The organism is Providencia sp. 21OH12SH02B-Prov, from assembly GCF_027362595.1.
In the GTDB taxonomy this organism is placed as follows: Bacteria; Pseudomonadota; Gammaproteobacteria; order Enterobacterales; family Enterobacteriaceae; genus Providencia; species Providencia zhejiangensis.
On record NZ_CP114796.1, the window covers coordinates 2,758,838 to 2,773,626 of the forward strand.

A 14,789-nucleotide genomic window follows, 5' to 3' on the forward strand; every position below is an offset into this window, starting at 1 on the left:
TCCTTTCTGTTAAAACGGTTGGCTTAGCTATCCTTATGCCGAGTAAATTGCATATCGATATATTCATTCGTAATGGTTAAAGCATCTTGCAGGGGAAAAGCCTCATTGCTCAAGGCACTACGCAACCATAACCCATCGATCAATGCCGCTAATCCTTTAGCAGCCATGCGTGCAGATTGTTTATCAAGTACACGCGAAAATTCATAACTGAGATTGGAATACAGCCGTCTATCATTCACTTGCTGTAACCGATTTAAACTCGGTTGATGCATGCTACTTGCCCAAAATGCCAGCCATGTTTTCATCGCCGCTTCACTTATTTGTGAAGAATCAAAATTACCTTCAACGATGGCTTGAATACGCTGCTTTGGCTGAGCATGACTCAACAGTCTTAAACGCATCGCAACAGCAACGCCTAGTTGGTACTGTATATGGCGCATTGTCGCCTCTAGCAGACCGTTTTTATCACGAAAGTAATGACTAATAATGCCGGTTGATACCCCCGCCTTTCGGGCAATTAAAGCGATACTCGCCTCTTGCATACCGACTTCATTAATTACATCAAGTGTGGCTTGAATTAACTGCTGCTTACGTATCGATTGCATTCCTATTTTCGGCATGATTTCTTAACCCAAAAAATACAGTGAACCTATTTATTAAACTTTTTTTTAATTGAACATTCAATCAATATTAACTATATTTTATCACAATTACTTTACAAACATAAGGAGAGGATAGGCGTAAAAATTCAACTCTTTGCTTTTAATTCAACAAATTAGCAAAGAATGTAACTTTTAACTTTCGAATAAATAAAATTGTGGAAACTGCCGATGACAATTCAAAATAGTCCAAAAAATCAGCAGAAAGACAAATTAAACTCTGTGGTTTTTTTCACTTCTGCTGGTTTAATACTAGCATTTTCATTTTTCACCATACTCATGACAGAAACGGCCAATCAGTGGATCGTTGCCACCCTTGGATGGGTATCAAAAACGTTTGGTTGGTATTATCTATTAGCCGCAACGCTGTATATTGTCTTTGTGATATTCGTAGCGACTTCTCGTTTTGGTAATATCAAATTAGGTCCAGAGCAATCGAAACCTGAATTTAGTGTACTCAGTTGGTCTGCCATGCTGTTTGCTGCCGGAATCGGTATCGACCTGATGTTTTTCTCCGTCGCCGAACCCGTGACACAGTATATGCTGCCACCTACAGGCGAAGGGGAAACATTAGAAGCAGCTCGTCAGTCGATGGTGTGGACTCTCTTCCACTATGGCCTGACGGGCTGGTCTATGTATGCATTAATGGGAATTGCGCTTGGTTACTTTAGCTACCGCTACAATTTACCGTTAACCATCCGTTCTGCACTTTATCCGATTTTTGGTAAACGTATTTATGGGCCTATCGGTCATACCGTCGATGTCGCCGCGGTTATTGGTACTATTTTTGGCATTGCAACCACACTCGGTATTGGTGTTGTTCAGCTCAATTATGGTTTAAAAGTCCTGTTTGACCTCCCGCAAGGGCTTGGTGTTCAGGGGGGATTAATCTTGCTCTCCGTCATCATGGCCGTGATTTCAGCCACTTCTGGGGTCAATAAGGGGATCCGTATTTTATCGGAACTTAATGTATTGCTCGCATTAGGTTTGATCTTATTCATTTTGTTTGTTGGTGATACTGAGTTCTTACTCAATGCGCTAGTCCTTAATGTCGGTGATTACATTAATCGCTTTATGGGGATGACGCTCAATAGCTTTGCCTTTGACCGCCCAACGGATTGGATGAATAGCTGGACCTTATTCTTCTGGGCTTGGTGGGTCGCATGGTCGCCATTTGTTGGTTTGTTTCTTGCGCGTATTTCACGAGGAAGAACCATTCGCCAATTTGTCATTGGCACACTGATTATCCCTTTTGTGTTTACCCTTCTCTGGTTATCTATTTTCGGTAACAGTGCGTTATACGAAATCATTCATGGCAATAAAGCACTTGCTGAAACCGTTCTAGCGGCGCCTGAAAAAGGATTCTATTCACTGCTTGAACTTTACCCAGGTTTTGGTTTAACCGCTTCCGTTGCGACAATCACAGGCTTACTCTTTTATGTGACCTCCGCGGACTCAGGCTCATTAGTCCTTGGTAATTTCACGTCAAACTTAAGCGATATCAACAATGACGCGCCGAACTGGTTACGTATCTTTTGGTCTGTCGCAATTGGTTTATTAACCTTAGGGATGTTAATGACCGATGGCGTGGCGGCGTTACAAAACACAACCGTCATTATGGGTTTACCTTTCAGTTTTGTTATTTTCTTTATTATGGCTGGGCTGTATAAGTCACTTAAAGTGGAAGATTTCAGACGAGTAAGTTCACTGACGACCAATGCACCAGCCCCGTTATACGGTAACGGAAAATTAAACTGGAAACAGCGATTAGGTCGTGTGATGAACTTCCCAGGTACCACCTATACACAGCGTATGTTGGATTTAGTCTGTACACCCGCAATGCAAGAAGTAGCAAAAGAGTTATCGCTACGTGGTGCTAACGTTGAATTTAATAGCCTTCCCCCCGTTGGCGATGAACGTTTAAATCACTTAGAACTTGTCGTTGATCTGGCCGAAGAGCAGAACTTTATTTATCAAATTTGGCCTCAGCGTTACTCTGTGCCGGGCTTTACTTACCGAGCTCGTTCTGGAAAATCTCATTACTATCGCTTAGAGACCTTCCTTTGGGAGGGAACACAAGGCAATGACTTAATGGATTACACCAAAGAACAGGTGATCAGTGACATTTTAGATCAATACGAAAAACATCTGAATTTCATTCACTTAAGTAGAGAAGCTCCAGGGGCAACATTGACCTTCCCTGAAACTAATTAAGCGTTTTACTGCAAGGGGGCAATGAGTCCCCTTCAGACTGCTGACAAACCTATTATGTTTGGCGGCAAGTCGAATAGGTTTTGAAAACAAACGAGGAAAATCAATTTATTGATTTTCGGCTGATAACACAACGCGGGAAAAACCAGGCTTTTATCCCGCTTTGCCAACCACCTCAAGGGGCCAATTAGGCCCCTTTTTAAATAACAATAACATGCCTGTTTTTGAAATAAATTTCATGACAAGTCATTAATCTGTTCATCATTTAACCAATAAAGATCGCGTATTTTGATCATTAATGGCGCGATGCCAGATGGTTAAAATTCCCCCGACTAAAAGAGAAATGATGATGAATAAGACACTATTTGCACCTTATTTCGATGTTACCGTTGATGCTATTTGGAACGACCCACTTGCTCCTAACGGCAAACCAAACCCTAAATATAGCCAAGCCGCGATAAGTCACAGCGTTGATGGTGTGTACTTGGCTTTTTTAACTGCGGATCCTAATAATAATGCCGCATGGGGAGCATACTCCAGTATGCCTATCTCTTGGGCTAAACCATTTTGTGATGCGTTAATTGAAGCCAATATCAAAGTGATTGTGTCGTTCGGAGGTGCGGCTAACTATGATGTCTCTGCAAGGCAAACTGTTAACCAACTGATTGCAACCTACCAAGAAGTCATTGATATTCTTGGCGCCTCGCAGCTAGATTTTGATTTTGAAAATGATTTATACGATGCCGATAAAACCTTCACCGCGCTATCAACCACAGTAAAAAATAACCCTGATATCACCTTGAGCCTAACGTTACCGGTGATGCCTTATGGCCTTGTCGAAAAAGGGTTAGCGCTAGTACAAAAATCTGTTAATGCAGGTTTAAAAATGAAAGTGAATGGTATGGCGATGGATTATGGTCAAGGAACTGATAAAAATATGGGGCAGGCCGCCGCAGATGTGGCAACCAGCCTAAAAGGTCAATTAAAAACCTACTACCCAACACTAACAGATGCAGAGCTGTATGATTTAGTACAAGTCACTCCAATGATTGGTCTTAATGATGATAGATCCATGTTTAATTTTAATGATATCAATACATTAAGTAATTTTGCGAAAACCAATGGCGTGAACTTAATTTCAATGTGGAGCTTAACCCGCGATAGGGTCGGCGTCGGCGAATTCGCATCAGCCTCTAATTCAGGCAACCCTGAGCAAACCAAAGATTTTGAATACACGGAACGCTTTACTAACGCACTGAAATAACGGGCCAAGGTGAGGCGATACATTGCCTCGCCTTATTTCTTCGCTTGTTCAATCATGTGCTTCAGTTGTTGCGGGTCATGCAACCAGGCTGGCTCCCCCGGGCATCCCATCGTGGCGAAAGCATGATGACAGACACCATTATTCCAACTATCCCACTCGTCACTTTGTTGTTTTTGAGCCAGTAAGTCTTCATAGCGGCGATCCTCTTCAGCCACTTTCTTTTTCGGATCAAAAATGAAACCTTGTTGCTGCTTGATAATATCAATACCTTGATAATCTTCATTATATACACGGTCAGCAGGCGCTTTTTCTGTGAAGGTATAATCCATTGCTATGGCTTGGATAGGGATAATAAATAGGCTAAATATCAATAAATTTTTAAGCATAATCATATTTTAATCACAAAATAATGCCAAAATTATAGATATGACGAATGAAATGGCGAGTTTTATCAGCCAAAACTTGTGTGACTGCCCTTTTTATCTGCAAAAAAGTGATCATTTAACCAAATTTCAAACGATTGATTTGGTTAAATTTAAATGTTAAATATTCACTCATATACAGCTTAGTGAAGAATTACAGGTTTAACCCCCTACTATAACGGATAATCGTGATAGCCCATTTTTTCTGAAATATGACGTCCAGCAACCTTTAGCAAACGAATATAATATTCCAATTGCTGTTCATCAAAGCGAATGGTAGGAAAAGATATTGATAGCCCAGCAATCACATGGCCTAAACGGTCATAAACAGGCACTGCGATGCAACGTAGCCCCAGCTCTTGCTCTTCTCTGTCCTGTGCATAATGCAGCTTACGCACTTCAGCAAGCTCTCGCATAAATTGTTCGCTACTGAGGATCGTCGTCTCCGTTTTTTTCACAAACTCCACATTCTCTAAAATGCTGTTTACCGTGGCTTCATCTTGCCAAGCTAAAAGTACTTTGCCGATAGCGGTACAATACAATGGGTTACGCCGCCCGACCCGCGAATACATACGCAAGTTATAGCTAGAATCAATTTTATGAATATAAATAATGGCGTTATCATCGAAAGCACCAAGATGCACAGCTTCATGTGTTAATTGACCAATATGCTGCATTTCTTTATCAGCAATTTCAATTAAATCAACATACTCTAAAGATTTAGCACCTAATTCGAATAGTTTAAGCGTCAATGAATATTTATCCGCCTCCCCTTCCTGCGCCACATAGCCTAATTGTTTCATGGTTTGCAAGAAACGATAGGTGGTGGCTTTTGACATCAGCAGTCGTTGTGAAAGCTCAGACACGCCTATCTCTTTTTGTTCTCCTAATGCATTGAGAATACTGAATACTTTTACTACTGACGAAACGGCATCCGTTTGCGTGACCTTATCCACCATTCACCTTCCTATTTATTCAAACCAATATGATAACCATATCAGATGGTTTGATGTGCCGATTTTATGTTTACTCAACAGCATAAAGATCACTTTCATGAAAAACAAGAACGCTGATTCGATATTTTTAAAACGGCGTTTCATTTTTATTTGAACTTGTCTAAAAAATAGGTTTTAATGCTGTTAGCTAATGAGGTTTTACTCAATTGAGTGATAAAAAATAAAAACGATAGGTGGTAAAAATGGCTACAGCTTTGCAAGTTGCCGTGATTGGCGAATGTATGGTTGAGTTACAAAAATCAGGGGAATTATTTAAGCAAACTTTTGGTGGGGACACGCTAAATAGCGCTCTCTATCTTGCACGTTTAACCCATAAACAAGGTGTTATCACTCGCTATTTAACGGGACTGGGTCAAGATCCCTTTAGCCAACAAATGTTAGAAAGCTGGCAAGCTGAAGGGATCAATACAGACCATGTGCTGATCGCCGAAAAACACCTCCCCGGTATGTATTTAATTGAAACTTCAGAAGAGGGTGAGCGCCGTTTTTTTTATTGGCGTGATAACTCAGCAGCGAAATTTTGGTTAAATGCGCAAACCGCCGAGCGCACCCAACAATTACTGAATCAACAACAATATCTCTATTTAAGTGGCATCAGCTTAGCTATTTTACCTGAAGCCGCTCGCCAATTGCTGTTTACACTGTTAGCAACAGCTCGCCAGTCAGGCGCTAAGGTCATTTTTGACAATAATTACCGTCCGGCATTATGGCCTTCTGTCGAGGCGGCACAGCAAGCCTACCAACAGATGTTATCGCTGACTGATATCGCATTTTTAACTTTTGATGATGAGCAACTGCTGTATGGTGATCAGCAAGAAAGCCAATCAATTGCACGTGCACAGCAGCATGGCGTTGAAGAGATCATTATTAAACGCGGAGCAAAACCCTGCTATATCATTATTCACGACCAACAATTCGAAGTCGCCGCGAATAAAGTGGCGCAAGTCATTGATACCACCGCTGCTGGTGATTCTTTCAGCGCTGGTTATCTTGCCTGTCGAATTCTGGGTGGCTCACCTGAAGAAGCGGCTCGCACAGGCCATTTACTTGCAGGAACCGTGATCCAACACCGAGGTGCCATTATTCCGCGTGAAGCGATGCCCATCATAGAGCTAAACAATATCAAAGGGATCTAAACATGAATCAACTCATCGAGAAATTAAAAAAAATTAATGTCGTGCCTGTTATTACTATCAATAATGCAGAACATGGTGCTCCCCTCGCTAAAGCGTTAATGGAAAATGGGCTGCCGTGTGCAGAAGTGACTTTTCGAACTCCTGCTGCCGTACAAGCCATCAAAAATATGCGAGCGGCATACCCTGAAATTCTGATTGGGGCGGGCACAGTACTGACAACTCAACAGGTTGATCAAGCCATTGATGCAGGCGTGGACTTTATCGTAAGCCCAGGTTTTAACCCTAAAATCGTCGCTTATTGCCAGCAAAAAAATGTCATTATTATCCCTGGGCTCAATAATCCAAGCTTAGTTGAACAGGCGTTAGAATTTAATTTAACCACAGTGAAGTTTTTCCCAGCAGAAGCTTCTGGTGGCGTAGCGATGTTAAAAGCGTTAAGTGCCGTCTACCCTGTGAATTTTATGCCTACGGGGGGAATTGGTCCAAAAAATATCCACGAATATAAGGCGCTACCTTCTGTCCTTATTTGTGGTGGTTCATGGATGGTACCTAATGACCTGATTGATAATGAAAATTGGCATGAGTTAGGTAAGCTGATCGCTGAGGCTGCCAGCCTTTAATGCTCAAGTAAGTGCTCCTGACGCCATGATGTAGGGAGCGCTTATTCAACAAAGAAATGTCATTCTCCACAGCAAAATAGTTAACTAAGCGGACTTTTTAGTCCTATCACCCCATCATCAGTATGCTAACGCGGCTTCTGTGACTATCGCGAATGCGGCGAACGCCGCAATATTACTCGGAAATAGACTTTAAACGACCACGTAAGCGCTTGATAGCTTGGCTATGCAGCTGACTAACACGTGACTCCCCAACCTCTAACACCGCTCCAATTTCCTTTAAATTCAATTCTTCTTGATAATATAGCGTCAGCACAAGCTTTTCTCGCTCAGGGAGTTGCTCGATGGCATCAATCACCTGTGAACGCAAATTCGACTCCATCAAAAAATTCAATGGGTTGCCACCATCACTTTCATCAATGACGGGTTCACAGCTCTCGCCATGAATTTCATGCCACTCATCATAGGAATAGAGTTGGCTGTTATTCGTATCCAGTAAGGCTTGTCGATATTCAGTAATATCTATTTTTAGTGATTGCGCTATTTCACTTTCAGTGGCTGTACGACCCAATGTTTGTTCAAGCTCACCAATCGCTTTTGCCATTTCTCGTGCTTGGCGGCGTACACTACGAGGCGCCCAATCGCGACTGCGTAATTCATCCAACATGGAACCACGAATACGCTGTACCGCATAGGTGGCGAATGACGCCCCCTGAGAAGCATCGAAACGTTCCAATGCATGTAATAGCCCAATACCTCCCGCTTGTATGAGGTCATCAACATCTACACTGGCTGGCAGTCTCACTTGTAACTTTAGGGCCTCATGTCGTATTAAGGGATAATAACGCTCCCATAGGCTATTTTTATTAATTACACCTTCGGCAGTATACAAATCACTCACAACCGGAATCACCCTTTAAGACTGATATAAAGGTATTCATTATGCTAGTGACTTAATAATTCAATCCGTTGAGTAATGAGGTAAATTAGCGCTATTTTCCCTAACACAAATGTTTACTGGCGAAATGGTATCGCGCCGAAATGAAATTCATGCCGTCATCATAATACAAAAAAGGCCAGAATATTCTGGCCTTATAAACGAGAGAGTGAAACGAATTAACGTAACAGGCTCAGAACACCTTGTGGAACTTGGTTTGCTTGTGCCAGAACTGAAGTACCTGCTTGTTGCAGGATTTGACCACGGCTCATGTTAGACACTTCTGTTGCAAAGTCAGCGTCTTGGATACGGCTACGTGCTGCACTCAAGTTGTTGACTGAGTTGTTCAGGTTATTGATAGTAGATTGCATACGGTTTTGGAATGCACCCAGTTTAGAACGGTATGAATCCACATTTTTCAGTGCAGTATCTAAAGTATCTAATGCGTCAGATTTTGCAGCAGTACCACCACCTAGAGCAGTGATCTCAGCACCTTTCACATACTCAGCCTTACCAGTGGTAGTGGTTGTGTCTTTAGTCGCTTCGTACCATTTATTATCTGTTGTATCCTTGATATAAAATTTAGCAGGATCTGTTTTATCTGCATAAATTTCAGCTGTACCAATTTTTGTACCGCCAGCGGTTTCAACCGCATAGTTATCAGCATCTACGGTGATTGCAGTGCCTTTACCCGCTGGCTCTTTTGGACCAGCCGCAGCCGCGGAAACTTTTTCAACTTTATCTTTAAAATCTTTGATACCTAATGTATCAAGATCCATTTTTTGCATTTCCATGCTGATAGTTTGACCATCTTTCGCACCCACTTGGTAAGAAACAGTCTCACCGTTTAGAATTTGTGTTCCGTTAAATTCAGTGTGTTGATAGATACGGTCGATTTCATCCAGACGTTGTTGTACTTCATCACGAATTGAAGTGATATCGCTGTCAGAGTTACTGCCGTTAGCTGCTTGAACAGTCAGTTCACGAATACGTTGCAAGTTTTCGTTGATTTCGTTAACTGCGCCTTCAGCCACTTGCGCCATTGAAATACCGTCGCTCGCATTACGAGAAGCTTGGGTCAAACCTTTGATGTTAGCAGTGAAACGGTTAGCAATCGCTTGACCCGCAGCATCATCTTTTGCGCTATTGATACGTGAACCTGAAGATAGACGCTCAATTGCAGTACCCAGTACGCTTTGTGAACGGTTTAAATTGTTCTGAGTTGTCAGAGACAGGATGTTAGTGTTGATAACCTGTGCCATAATATATGTCCTTGTTATTCCGTAATAATAAAGTTAGCCAATCTGTTAGGCTTTACAGTTTGTTGCCAGCAATACCATTATCGGCGGCATAAAAAAGGGCTTTAGGGCTTTCAACAAAAATTTTTTATCTGAAAGCCAAAAAACCAGCAACCACAGCACTTCGAGCGATAAATTATTTTGTCAAAATAATTTTATAAACCGCAAATTTTAACTTATTGATTATCAATAGAGACAAATACCCTGTTTTGTAGGGCCAACTCCTGCCATCATTATTTATCGACTTAGTCTAAGATTTCCGTTCTTCTCGCCGATAACCCTGTAAATGAGAATAATTTTTTAGGAGAGAACAATGGCTGGTATATCGACACTCGGTATCGGGGCAAACTTAGACTTAAATAACCAAATGGACCAACTTGAAGCGATGGAAAAACGCCGCCTTGAGCCATTAGCCACTCAAAAAGCCAGCTATGATGCGCAAATCAGTGCCTTTGGTAAAATGCAATCGTCACTCGAAAAATTAAAAAAAGCGGCTGAAGATCTTAAAAAATATGGTGATATCAGTACCACCAAAGTCAATGGCGAATATAAGAGTTTTGATGTAAAAACAGACGGCAAAGCGGTAGCAGGTGTACATGATGTATTAGTCACCCAGTTAGCCAAAGCTCAAACTATCGCCACTAAAGGCCATGATGATAATAAAAAATTATTAGGGAATGGCAGTGCAGAACGCACCATCACCATTACTCAACCCGCTGAAAAAGAACCTATCATTATTAAATTAGATAATGAACATACTTCTTTAATTGAAATAGCAGATGCGATTAATAAGACCGATAAAACGGTTACCGCAGCAGTGATTAAAGATAAAACGAATAATTATCACCTTGTTGTTACCTCCAAAAAAGAAGGTACAGACCACCGTATTAGTATTAATGTTGAAGGTGATGACGAACTCGCAAAAATACTGAATGTTGAATCTGAATTAAACAGTGATGGTAATGTCGTTTTAAAAGATGAAAAAAACATCGGCATAGAGCAAAAAGTTCCCCCGCAAAATGCCTTGTTAAATATTGATGGTTTTGAACTTGAATCACAAAGCAATGAAGCAAAAGATCTCTTTCCTGGTTTAACTCTGACACTAAAAAAAGAGAGTGAAGATAAAAAACCCGATCATCTGATCGTTTCTGAGGATATTGAACCTGCTAAAGCAAAAATTAAAGCCTGGGTAGATGCCTATAATGAATTCCAAAATCTCGCTAAGGAATTGACTAAATATACGCCAACAACGAAAGGAACTGCGCCAGATAAAACCAACGGCCCATTGATTGGTGATTCTACACTACGAACAATACAAAGCCAGTTACGTACGCAAATACGTTCAGCACAAGATAGTGGTGAGATTAATTTATTGAATAAAATGGGGATCACACAAAAAGTTGATGGCACATTAGAGATAGAAGATAAAAAATTCGAAAAAGCGCTAAAAGATAACCCTGGAAGTGTCAAAAGTTTCTTTATGGGAGATGGTAAAGAAACAGGCTTTGCCACAGAAAACTTTAATTTCTTAAAAGAGACACTTGACGCTCGTGAAGGCACACTGCATAACGCAACTGATGGCGTGCAAAAGAAAAAGAAAAGCCTTGATAAACGCATTGAACAAACAAATAAACAAATTGAAAACACTATGGATTTATACCGCCGTCAATTCCAGAATTTAGATAAAATGATGAGCTCACTCAATAGCACCAGTAACTCATTAGGCAGACTGTTAGGTTAATAATTATGTATCAACAAAAAGCAAAACAAGCCTACCAACAAGTCGATTTGGAAAGTGAAATTACCAACGCGACACCGTATCAATTGATCACTATTCTATATAAAGGGGCGTTAAGCGCCCTAAAACGTGCTGAAATTTTTATGCAACAGAATAATATCGCGGCAAAAGGCCAAGAAATTACAAAAGCCATCGATATTATTGATACGGGTTTGAAACAAGCGCTTAATCATGACGCGGGTGGCGAAATCGCGGAGAACCTTGATCGTCTATATGATTACATGATTATGCGCTTATTAAATGCTAACCTTGAAAATAATGTGGCTTATATCCAAGAAGTTTACCAATTACTCTCCGATATCGCGTCAGCTTGGCAACAGATCGGGGCAAATGTGGATGAAAGATAAACAGGTGAATAATAAAGAACCTATTGATTTATATGAAATCTATCGTGATGTTTTAGTATTAAGCGAAAATTTAGTCGCGCTAGCACAAGCAAAACAGTGGGAACAACTCGTTGCCCAAGAAACAGAATATGTGTATGCCGTCGAAAATTTAACGCAATTAACACATGAATTCGAAGCGCAGAACCCCATCACAGATGAACTGGTGGGGTTATTGCATCAAATCATCGAAAATGAAAAGATCACTAAAACCTATTTGCAACAACACTTAGATTTTTTAAGTAAAGAAATGAAACAGTTGGATCAAACACGGGTCATCAATAACAGTTATGGCCAATTTAATGAGCCAGATACACCAATGACAATTAAACCCATTGAATAGCCATGTGTGTCAGGCGCCCCTACCTGACACTTATGGATAACTTATTGCCTTAAGCGTTGCTGTTTCTTTAATTTTTTCAACAGCATATTCCGCTTTAGTGGCGATAAATGATCAAGAAACACTTTTCCATGTAAATGGTCGATTTCATGTTGCATCACAATTGCCAAAAACTCGTCAGAATCAAGAGTAAATTCTTTTCCATCTCTATCTAACGCTTTGACTTTCACACGTTTAAACCGCGCAACATCTGCATAAATTTCAGGTACAGATAAGCATCCTTCTTGGTAGCTCGTCTCACCTTCACTTTCAATAATTTCAGGGTTAACAAATACCATCGGTTGATCGCGATTTTCAGAAATATCAATTACCATTACCGATTGTGTTGCTGCAATTTGCGTTGCTGCTAAACCAATACCATTCTCGGTGCTATACATGGTATCTAATAAATCATCAATTAATGTTTGTACCGCCGCAATGTCAGTCACTGGACTGCATTTGATTCGCAAGCGCTCATCAGGTATCTCAATAATCGTTTTTACTGCCATATCTCAAAAATCCTATCTGTCGTGCTCTTTATTCAAACTATTATCATTATCGTATTTTTAAATTTACGATAAGATGCAAAAAATGGCATTATGACTCAATGAAAAAATCACATAACAATCAATTAGGTTACCGCTACGTCGCCTAAAGTAAAAGAATACATAATGGAATTTCACAGAAAAATAACATGTAATTTGGGAAAAAACACCAAAAATAGACCTAAAACAGCAAAACAATTCAAATTAATGATAAATAACCCAATTTATAATAAGGATTAATCATCTCATTCGCTATGCTGCAATAATAGCCTTACTTATCGAGGGGATTTATCATAATAATATACATCTAAAATCATTTTTAGCCCACAATCAATCTGCTCTATTTTTAGCCTAGATTATTTCCCTCATCAATAGAATGAAATTGGCGGAGTAAGCGATAAAAACATTATCTATGTATAAATTAATAGAATTGCCAGTAAGACATTACCTGATTATCGCTTTTTGTTATTTTTTGTGTCATTTGATTGAGCTTCAGGAACCTATCAATTCCTATATCAACAGGATTATATTTAAACCCATTTATCATAAAGTTAACACTGAATATGCTGCTTCACTCCGGTTGTTTCATTCACCAAAATTATCAAAGAAATAAATAGCCTTCAATTTAATTCAAATAAAATCACTTTTCACGAGCTAATTAAAAACAAATTCAGAATATTAATAAAAACCAATTAACTTTATTATAAAAAACAGAACGCACTATATTAATTGAGTTAATTAAAGTAGATGGATTTATTTCATTAATAAAGGAATCAAGATGAAAAAACACTTTCCCCTAAAGGCGATGACTTTCCTATCAATCGTTTCTCTTTCAAGTGCCACGCTCGCCGCCCCTATTCATTTTTCAACATTATTAATGGATTCAGCCATGACACTCTATGAACTGCAAGAGTTCGGAAAAGAAATCAAACAACATCTCGCTGAAAAAGAGCAAAAATCAAAATTTAAAACCTTTGATGAGCTTCTTTTGGAACAATTAAAAAAAGTAGACAAAAGTTTTACACCCACCATGTCTGAAGTAGATGAAAACATAAAACAATCAATAGAAAATAATAATCATTATATTAATGCTCAGCTAAGCATGTATTCCCATAATAGCGAAAAAAAATGGTTATTACTTAAGAGGAAGCATCATAAAGCTCAGACAGATAATTTGAATCAGTTTGCTAACCTACACCAAAGCATAGATAAAACTCAGAATATCAATAACACACGTTTTACTAAGCTGGATAAAAAAATTGATAAAACAGCCAAGCAAGCTAATTCAGGCATCGCTTCTGTTGCGGCGATGTCGAATATTCCCTATACCATGAATACCCGTTTTAGTGCAGGTGTTGGCCTAGGTCATTATCATGATGGTCATGCTATCGCGGCTGGCGCACAATACCAAGTAAAAGAGAATATTAACCTTCGTAGCTCTATCTCTTGGAATAATTCAGACCGCGCCGTGGTCGGTGCTGGTATTGCCATTGGTTGGTAGTTGGCTACGCCACACTCTTTTTTGATATCTTTAAACGTTCACTTCCCATACCACAGGAAGTGAACGCTTCCATTGCATCATTAATGCCAAAATCCTAACAACGATAAAATTCATATCATCATAATTTAAAAATCATTGTTTAAACGGGGATCGCCATAATTTCTTGATATGCCGCGACCAGTTTATTTCGCACTTGGATACCCATTTGTAAACTTAAACTGGCTTTTTGCATATCCACCATAACATCATTCAGCGAAATATCACTTTTGCCCAATGTAAAATCTTCAATCTGTTTTGCCGATTGATTCCTAACAGAATTAATTTGATTTACGGCAGAAACAAGATGATCAGCAAAACCAACAGGTTCAATCACGGGCTTACTGTGATTTGCAGCTTGTGATGCGGTCATTTGTAGCTGCGATAATACGCCTTCAATAGCTTGGATTGTCATTTTCTTCCCTTCAATTTCTGTGCGAGCCATCGTCGCTGTCTTATTTGGCATGCATACCCTAGCACAGCCTTTTTAACTTGAAGCCGATAAATAACACCAAAATTATGGGCTGATTCCGTCATTAGATTTATCAGAGTCATCAATAATAGCAACGTAAAAAAGTGATGTACGA

The 14,789-nt window shown here is 39.8% G+C and carries 15 protein-coding genes; 8 read left to right on the forward strand and 7 right to left on the reverse strand.

Going from position 1 to position 14,789, the window contains the following annotated elements; genetic code table 11:
• Positions 1 to 23: 23 nt before the first annotated feature.
• Positions 24 to 620, reverse strand: coding sequence for a transcriptional regulator BetI (gene betI, locus O7C57_RS13025; protein WP_154624572.1), 597 nt, complete (start codon positions 618 to 620; stop codon positions 24 to 26).
• Positions 621 to 830: 210 nt separating this feature from the next.
• Between betI and O7C57_RS13030 the strand changes: the two genes are divergently transcribed.
• Together O7C57_RS13030 and O7C57_RS13035 are read left to right on the forward strand one after the other, a co-directional pair.
• The gene (locus O7C57_RS13030; protein WP_154624571.1) at positions 831 to 2,873 is read left to right on the forward strand and encodes a choline transporter; all 2,043 of its coding nucleotides are present in this window, start codon (positions 831 to 833) and stop codon (positions 2,871 to 2,873) included.
• A gap of 310 nt (positions 2,874 to 3,183) precedes the next feature.
• Positions 3,184 to 4,134: a chitinase gene (locus tag O7C57_RS13035; RefSeq protein WP_269723214.1), complete on the forward strand. Its 951-nt coding sequence runs from the start codon at positions 3,184 to 3,186 to the stop codon at positions 4,132 to 4,134.
• A gap of 32 nt (positions 4,135 to 4,166) precedes the next feature.
• On the opposite strand, the gene O7C57_RS13040 is transcribed toward O7C57_RS13035, so the two are convergent.
• Positions 4,167 to 4,520 carry a hypothetical protein gene (locus tag O7C57_RS13040; RefSeq protein ID WP_269723215.1) on the reverse strand — a complete coding sequence of 118 codons (354 nt, stop codon included), beginning with the start codon at positions 4,518 to 4,520 and terminating at the stop codon, positions 4,167 to 4,169.
• A gap of 209 nt (positions 4,521 to 4,729) precedes the next feature.
• A complete protein-coding gene (gene kdgR / locus O7C57_RS13045) occupies positions 4,730 to 5,515 on the reverse strand; it encodes a DNA-binding transcriptional regulator KdgR (RefSeq protein WP_154624568.1) in 786 nt (261 codons plus the stop codon).
• Between the two features lie 239 nt (positions 5,516 to 5,754).
• Between kdgR and O7C57_RS13050 the strand changes: the two genes are divergently transcribed.
• On the forward strand, positions 5,755 to 6,708 hold the full coding sequence (locus O7C57_RS13050) for a sugar kinase (protein ID WP_154624567.1): 954 nt from the start codon (positions 5,755 to 5,757) through the stop codon (positions 6,706 to 6,708).
• Positions 6,709 to 6,710: 2 nt separating this feature from the next.
• Positions 6,711 to 7,328, forward strand: a complete 618-nt coding sequence (locus O7C57_RS13055) for a bifunctional 4-hydroxy-2-oxoglutarate aldolase/2-dehydro-3-deoxy-phosphogluconate aldolase (protein WP_154624566.1) — start codon at positions 6,711 to 6,713, stop codon at positions 7,326 to 7,328.
• A 172-nt stretch (positions 7,329 to 7,500) separates the two neighbouring features.
• Here the strand turns inward: O7C57_RS13055 and O7C57_RS13060 are convergent, their stop codons facing one another.
• Both O7C57_RS13060 and O7C57_RS13065 read right to left on the reverse strand, forming a co-directional pair.
• The gene (locus O7C57_RS13060; RefSeq protein ID WP_163862319.1) at positions 7,501 to 8,226 is read right to left on the reverse strand and encodes an RNA polymerase sigma factor FliA; all 726 of its coding nucleotides are present in this window, start codon (positions 8,224 to 8,226) and stop codon (positions 7,501 to 7,503) included.
• A gap of 215 nt (positions 8,227 to 8,441) precedes the next feature.
• On the reverse strand, positions 8,442 to 9,524 hold the full coding sequence (locus tag O7C57_RS13065; RefSeq protein ID WP_247047781.1) for a FliC/FljB family flagellin: 1,083 nt from the start codon (positions 9,522 to 9,524) through the stop codon (positions 8,442 to 8,444).
• A 349-nt stretch (positions 9,525 to 9,873) separates the two neighbouring features.
• On the opposite strand from O7C57_RS13065, the gene fliD reads away from it, so the two are divergent.
• The 3 genes from fliD to fliT are packed head-to-tail and all read left to right on the forward strand — an operon-like array spanning position 9,874 to position 12,084.
• The gene (gene fliD, locus O7C57_RS13070) at positions 9,874 to 11,301 is read left to right on the forward strand and encodes a flagellar filament capping protein FliD (RefSeq protein ID WP_269723216.1); all 1,428 of its coding nucleotides are present in this window, start codon (positions 9,874 to 9,876) and stop codon (positions 11,299 to 11,301) included.
• A gap of 5 nt (positions 11,302 to 11,306) precedes the next feature.
• Positions 11,307 to 11,705 (forward strand): flagellar export chaperone FliS, encoded by a 399-nt coding sequence (gene fliS, locus O7C57_RS13075; RefSeq protein WP_154624563.1) that lies wholly within the window; start codon positions 11,307 to 11,309, stop codon positions 11,703 to 11,705.
• Positions 11,695 to 12,084, forward strand: coding sequence for a flagellar protein FliT (fliT, locus tag O7C57_RS13080; RefSeq protein WP_154624562.1), 390 nt, complete (start codon positions 11,695 to 11,697; stop codon positions 12,082 to 12,084). Before fliS ends, fliT begins: the two co-directional genes overlap by 11 nt.
• A 41-nt stretch (positions 12,085 to 12,125) precedes the next feature.
• Here the strand turns inward: fliT and def are convergent, their stop codons facing one another.
• Positions 12,126 to 12,629, reverse strand: a complete 504-nt coding sequence (gene def / locus O7C57_RS13085; protein ID WP_154624561.1) for a peptide deformylase — start codon at positions 12,627 to 12,629, stop codon at positions 12,126 to 12,128.
• 814 nt (positions 12,630 to 13,443) lie between these two features.
• Here def and O7C57_RS13090 point away from each other — a divergent pair.
• Positions 13,444 to 14,166, forward strand: a complete 723-nt coding sequence (locus O7C57_RS13090; RefSeq protein WP_244316433.1) for a YadA-like family protein — start codon at positions 13,444 to 13,446, stop codon at positions 14,164 to 14,166.
• A 139-nt stretch (positions 14,167 to 14,305) separates the two neighbouring features.
• Here O7C57_RS13090 and fliE read toward each other — a convergent pair whose 3' ends face one another.
• On the reverse strand, positions 14,306 to 14,617 hold the full coding sequence (gene fliE, locus O7C57_RS13095) for a flagellar hook-basal body complex protein FliE (RefSeq protein WP_163863616.1): 312 nt from the start codon (positions 14,615 to 14,617) through the stop codon (positions 14,306 to 14,308).
• Positions 14,618 to 14,789: the final 172 nt, after the last annotated feature.

Excerpts from the sequence above, each read along its gene's own strand:
- betI (WP_154624572.1), bottom strand. The coding sequence starts at position 620 with ATGCCGAAAATAGGAATGCAATCGATACGTAAGCAGCAGTTAATTCAA.
- O7C57_RS13030 (WP_154624571.1), top strand. The coding sequence starts at position 831 with ATGACAATTCAAAATAGTCCAAAAAATCAGCAGAAAGACAAATTAAAC.
- O7C57_RS13035 (WP_269723214.1), top strand. The coding sequence starts at position 3,184 with ATGGTTAAAATTCCCCCGACTAAAAGAGAAATGATGATGAATAAGACA.
- O7C57_RS13040 (WP_269723215.1), bottom strand. The coding sequence starts at position 4,520 with ATGCTTAAAAATTTATTGATATTTAGCCTATTTATTATCCCTATCCAA.
- kdgR (WP_154624568.1), bottom strand. The coding sequence starts at position 5,515 with ATGGTGGATAAGGTCACGCAAACGGATGCCGTTTCGTCAGTAGTAAAA.
- O7C57_RS13050 (WP_154624567.1), top strand. The coding sequence starts at position 5,755 with ATGGCTACAGCTTTGCAAGTTGCCGTGATTGGCGAATGTATGGTTGAG.
- O7C57_RS13055 (WP_154624566.1), top strand. The coding sequence starts at position 6,711 with ATGAATCAACTCATCGAGAAATTAAAAAAAATTAATGTCGTGCCTGTT.
- O7C57_RS13065 (WP_247047781.1), bottom strand. The coding sequence starts at position 9,524 with ATGGCACAGGTTATCAACACTAACATCCTGTCTCTGACAACTCAGAAC.
- fliD (WP_269723216.1), top strand. The coding sequence starts at position 9,874 with ATGGCTGGTATATCGACACTCGGTATCGGGGCAAACTTAGACTTAAAT.
- fliS (WP_154624563.1), top strand. The coding sequence starts at position 11,307 with ATGTATCAACAAAAAGCAAAACAAGCCTACCAACAAGTCGATTTGGAA.
- fliT (WP_154624562.1), top strand. The coding sequence starts at position 11,695 with ATGAAAGATAAACAGGTGAATAATAAAGAACCTATTGATTTATATGAA.
- def (WP_154624561.1), bottom strand. The coding sequence starts at position 12,629 with ATGGCAGTAAAAACGATTATTGAGATACCTGATGAGCGCTTGCGAATC.
- O7C57_RS13090 (WP_244316433.1), top strand. The coding sequence starts at position 13,444 with ATGAAAAAACACTTTCCCCTAAAGGCGATGACTTTCCTATCAATCGTT.
- fliE (WP_163863616.1), bottom strand. The coding sequence starts at position 14,617 with ATGACAATCCAAGCTATTGAAGGCGTATTATCGCAGCTACAAATGACC.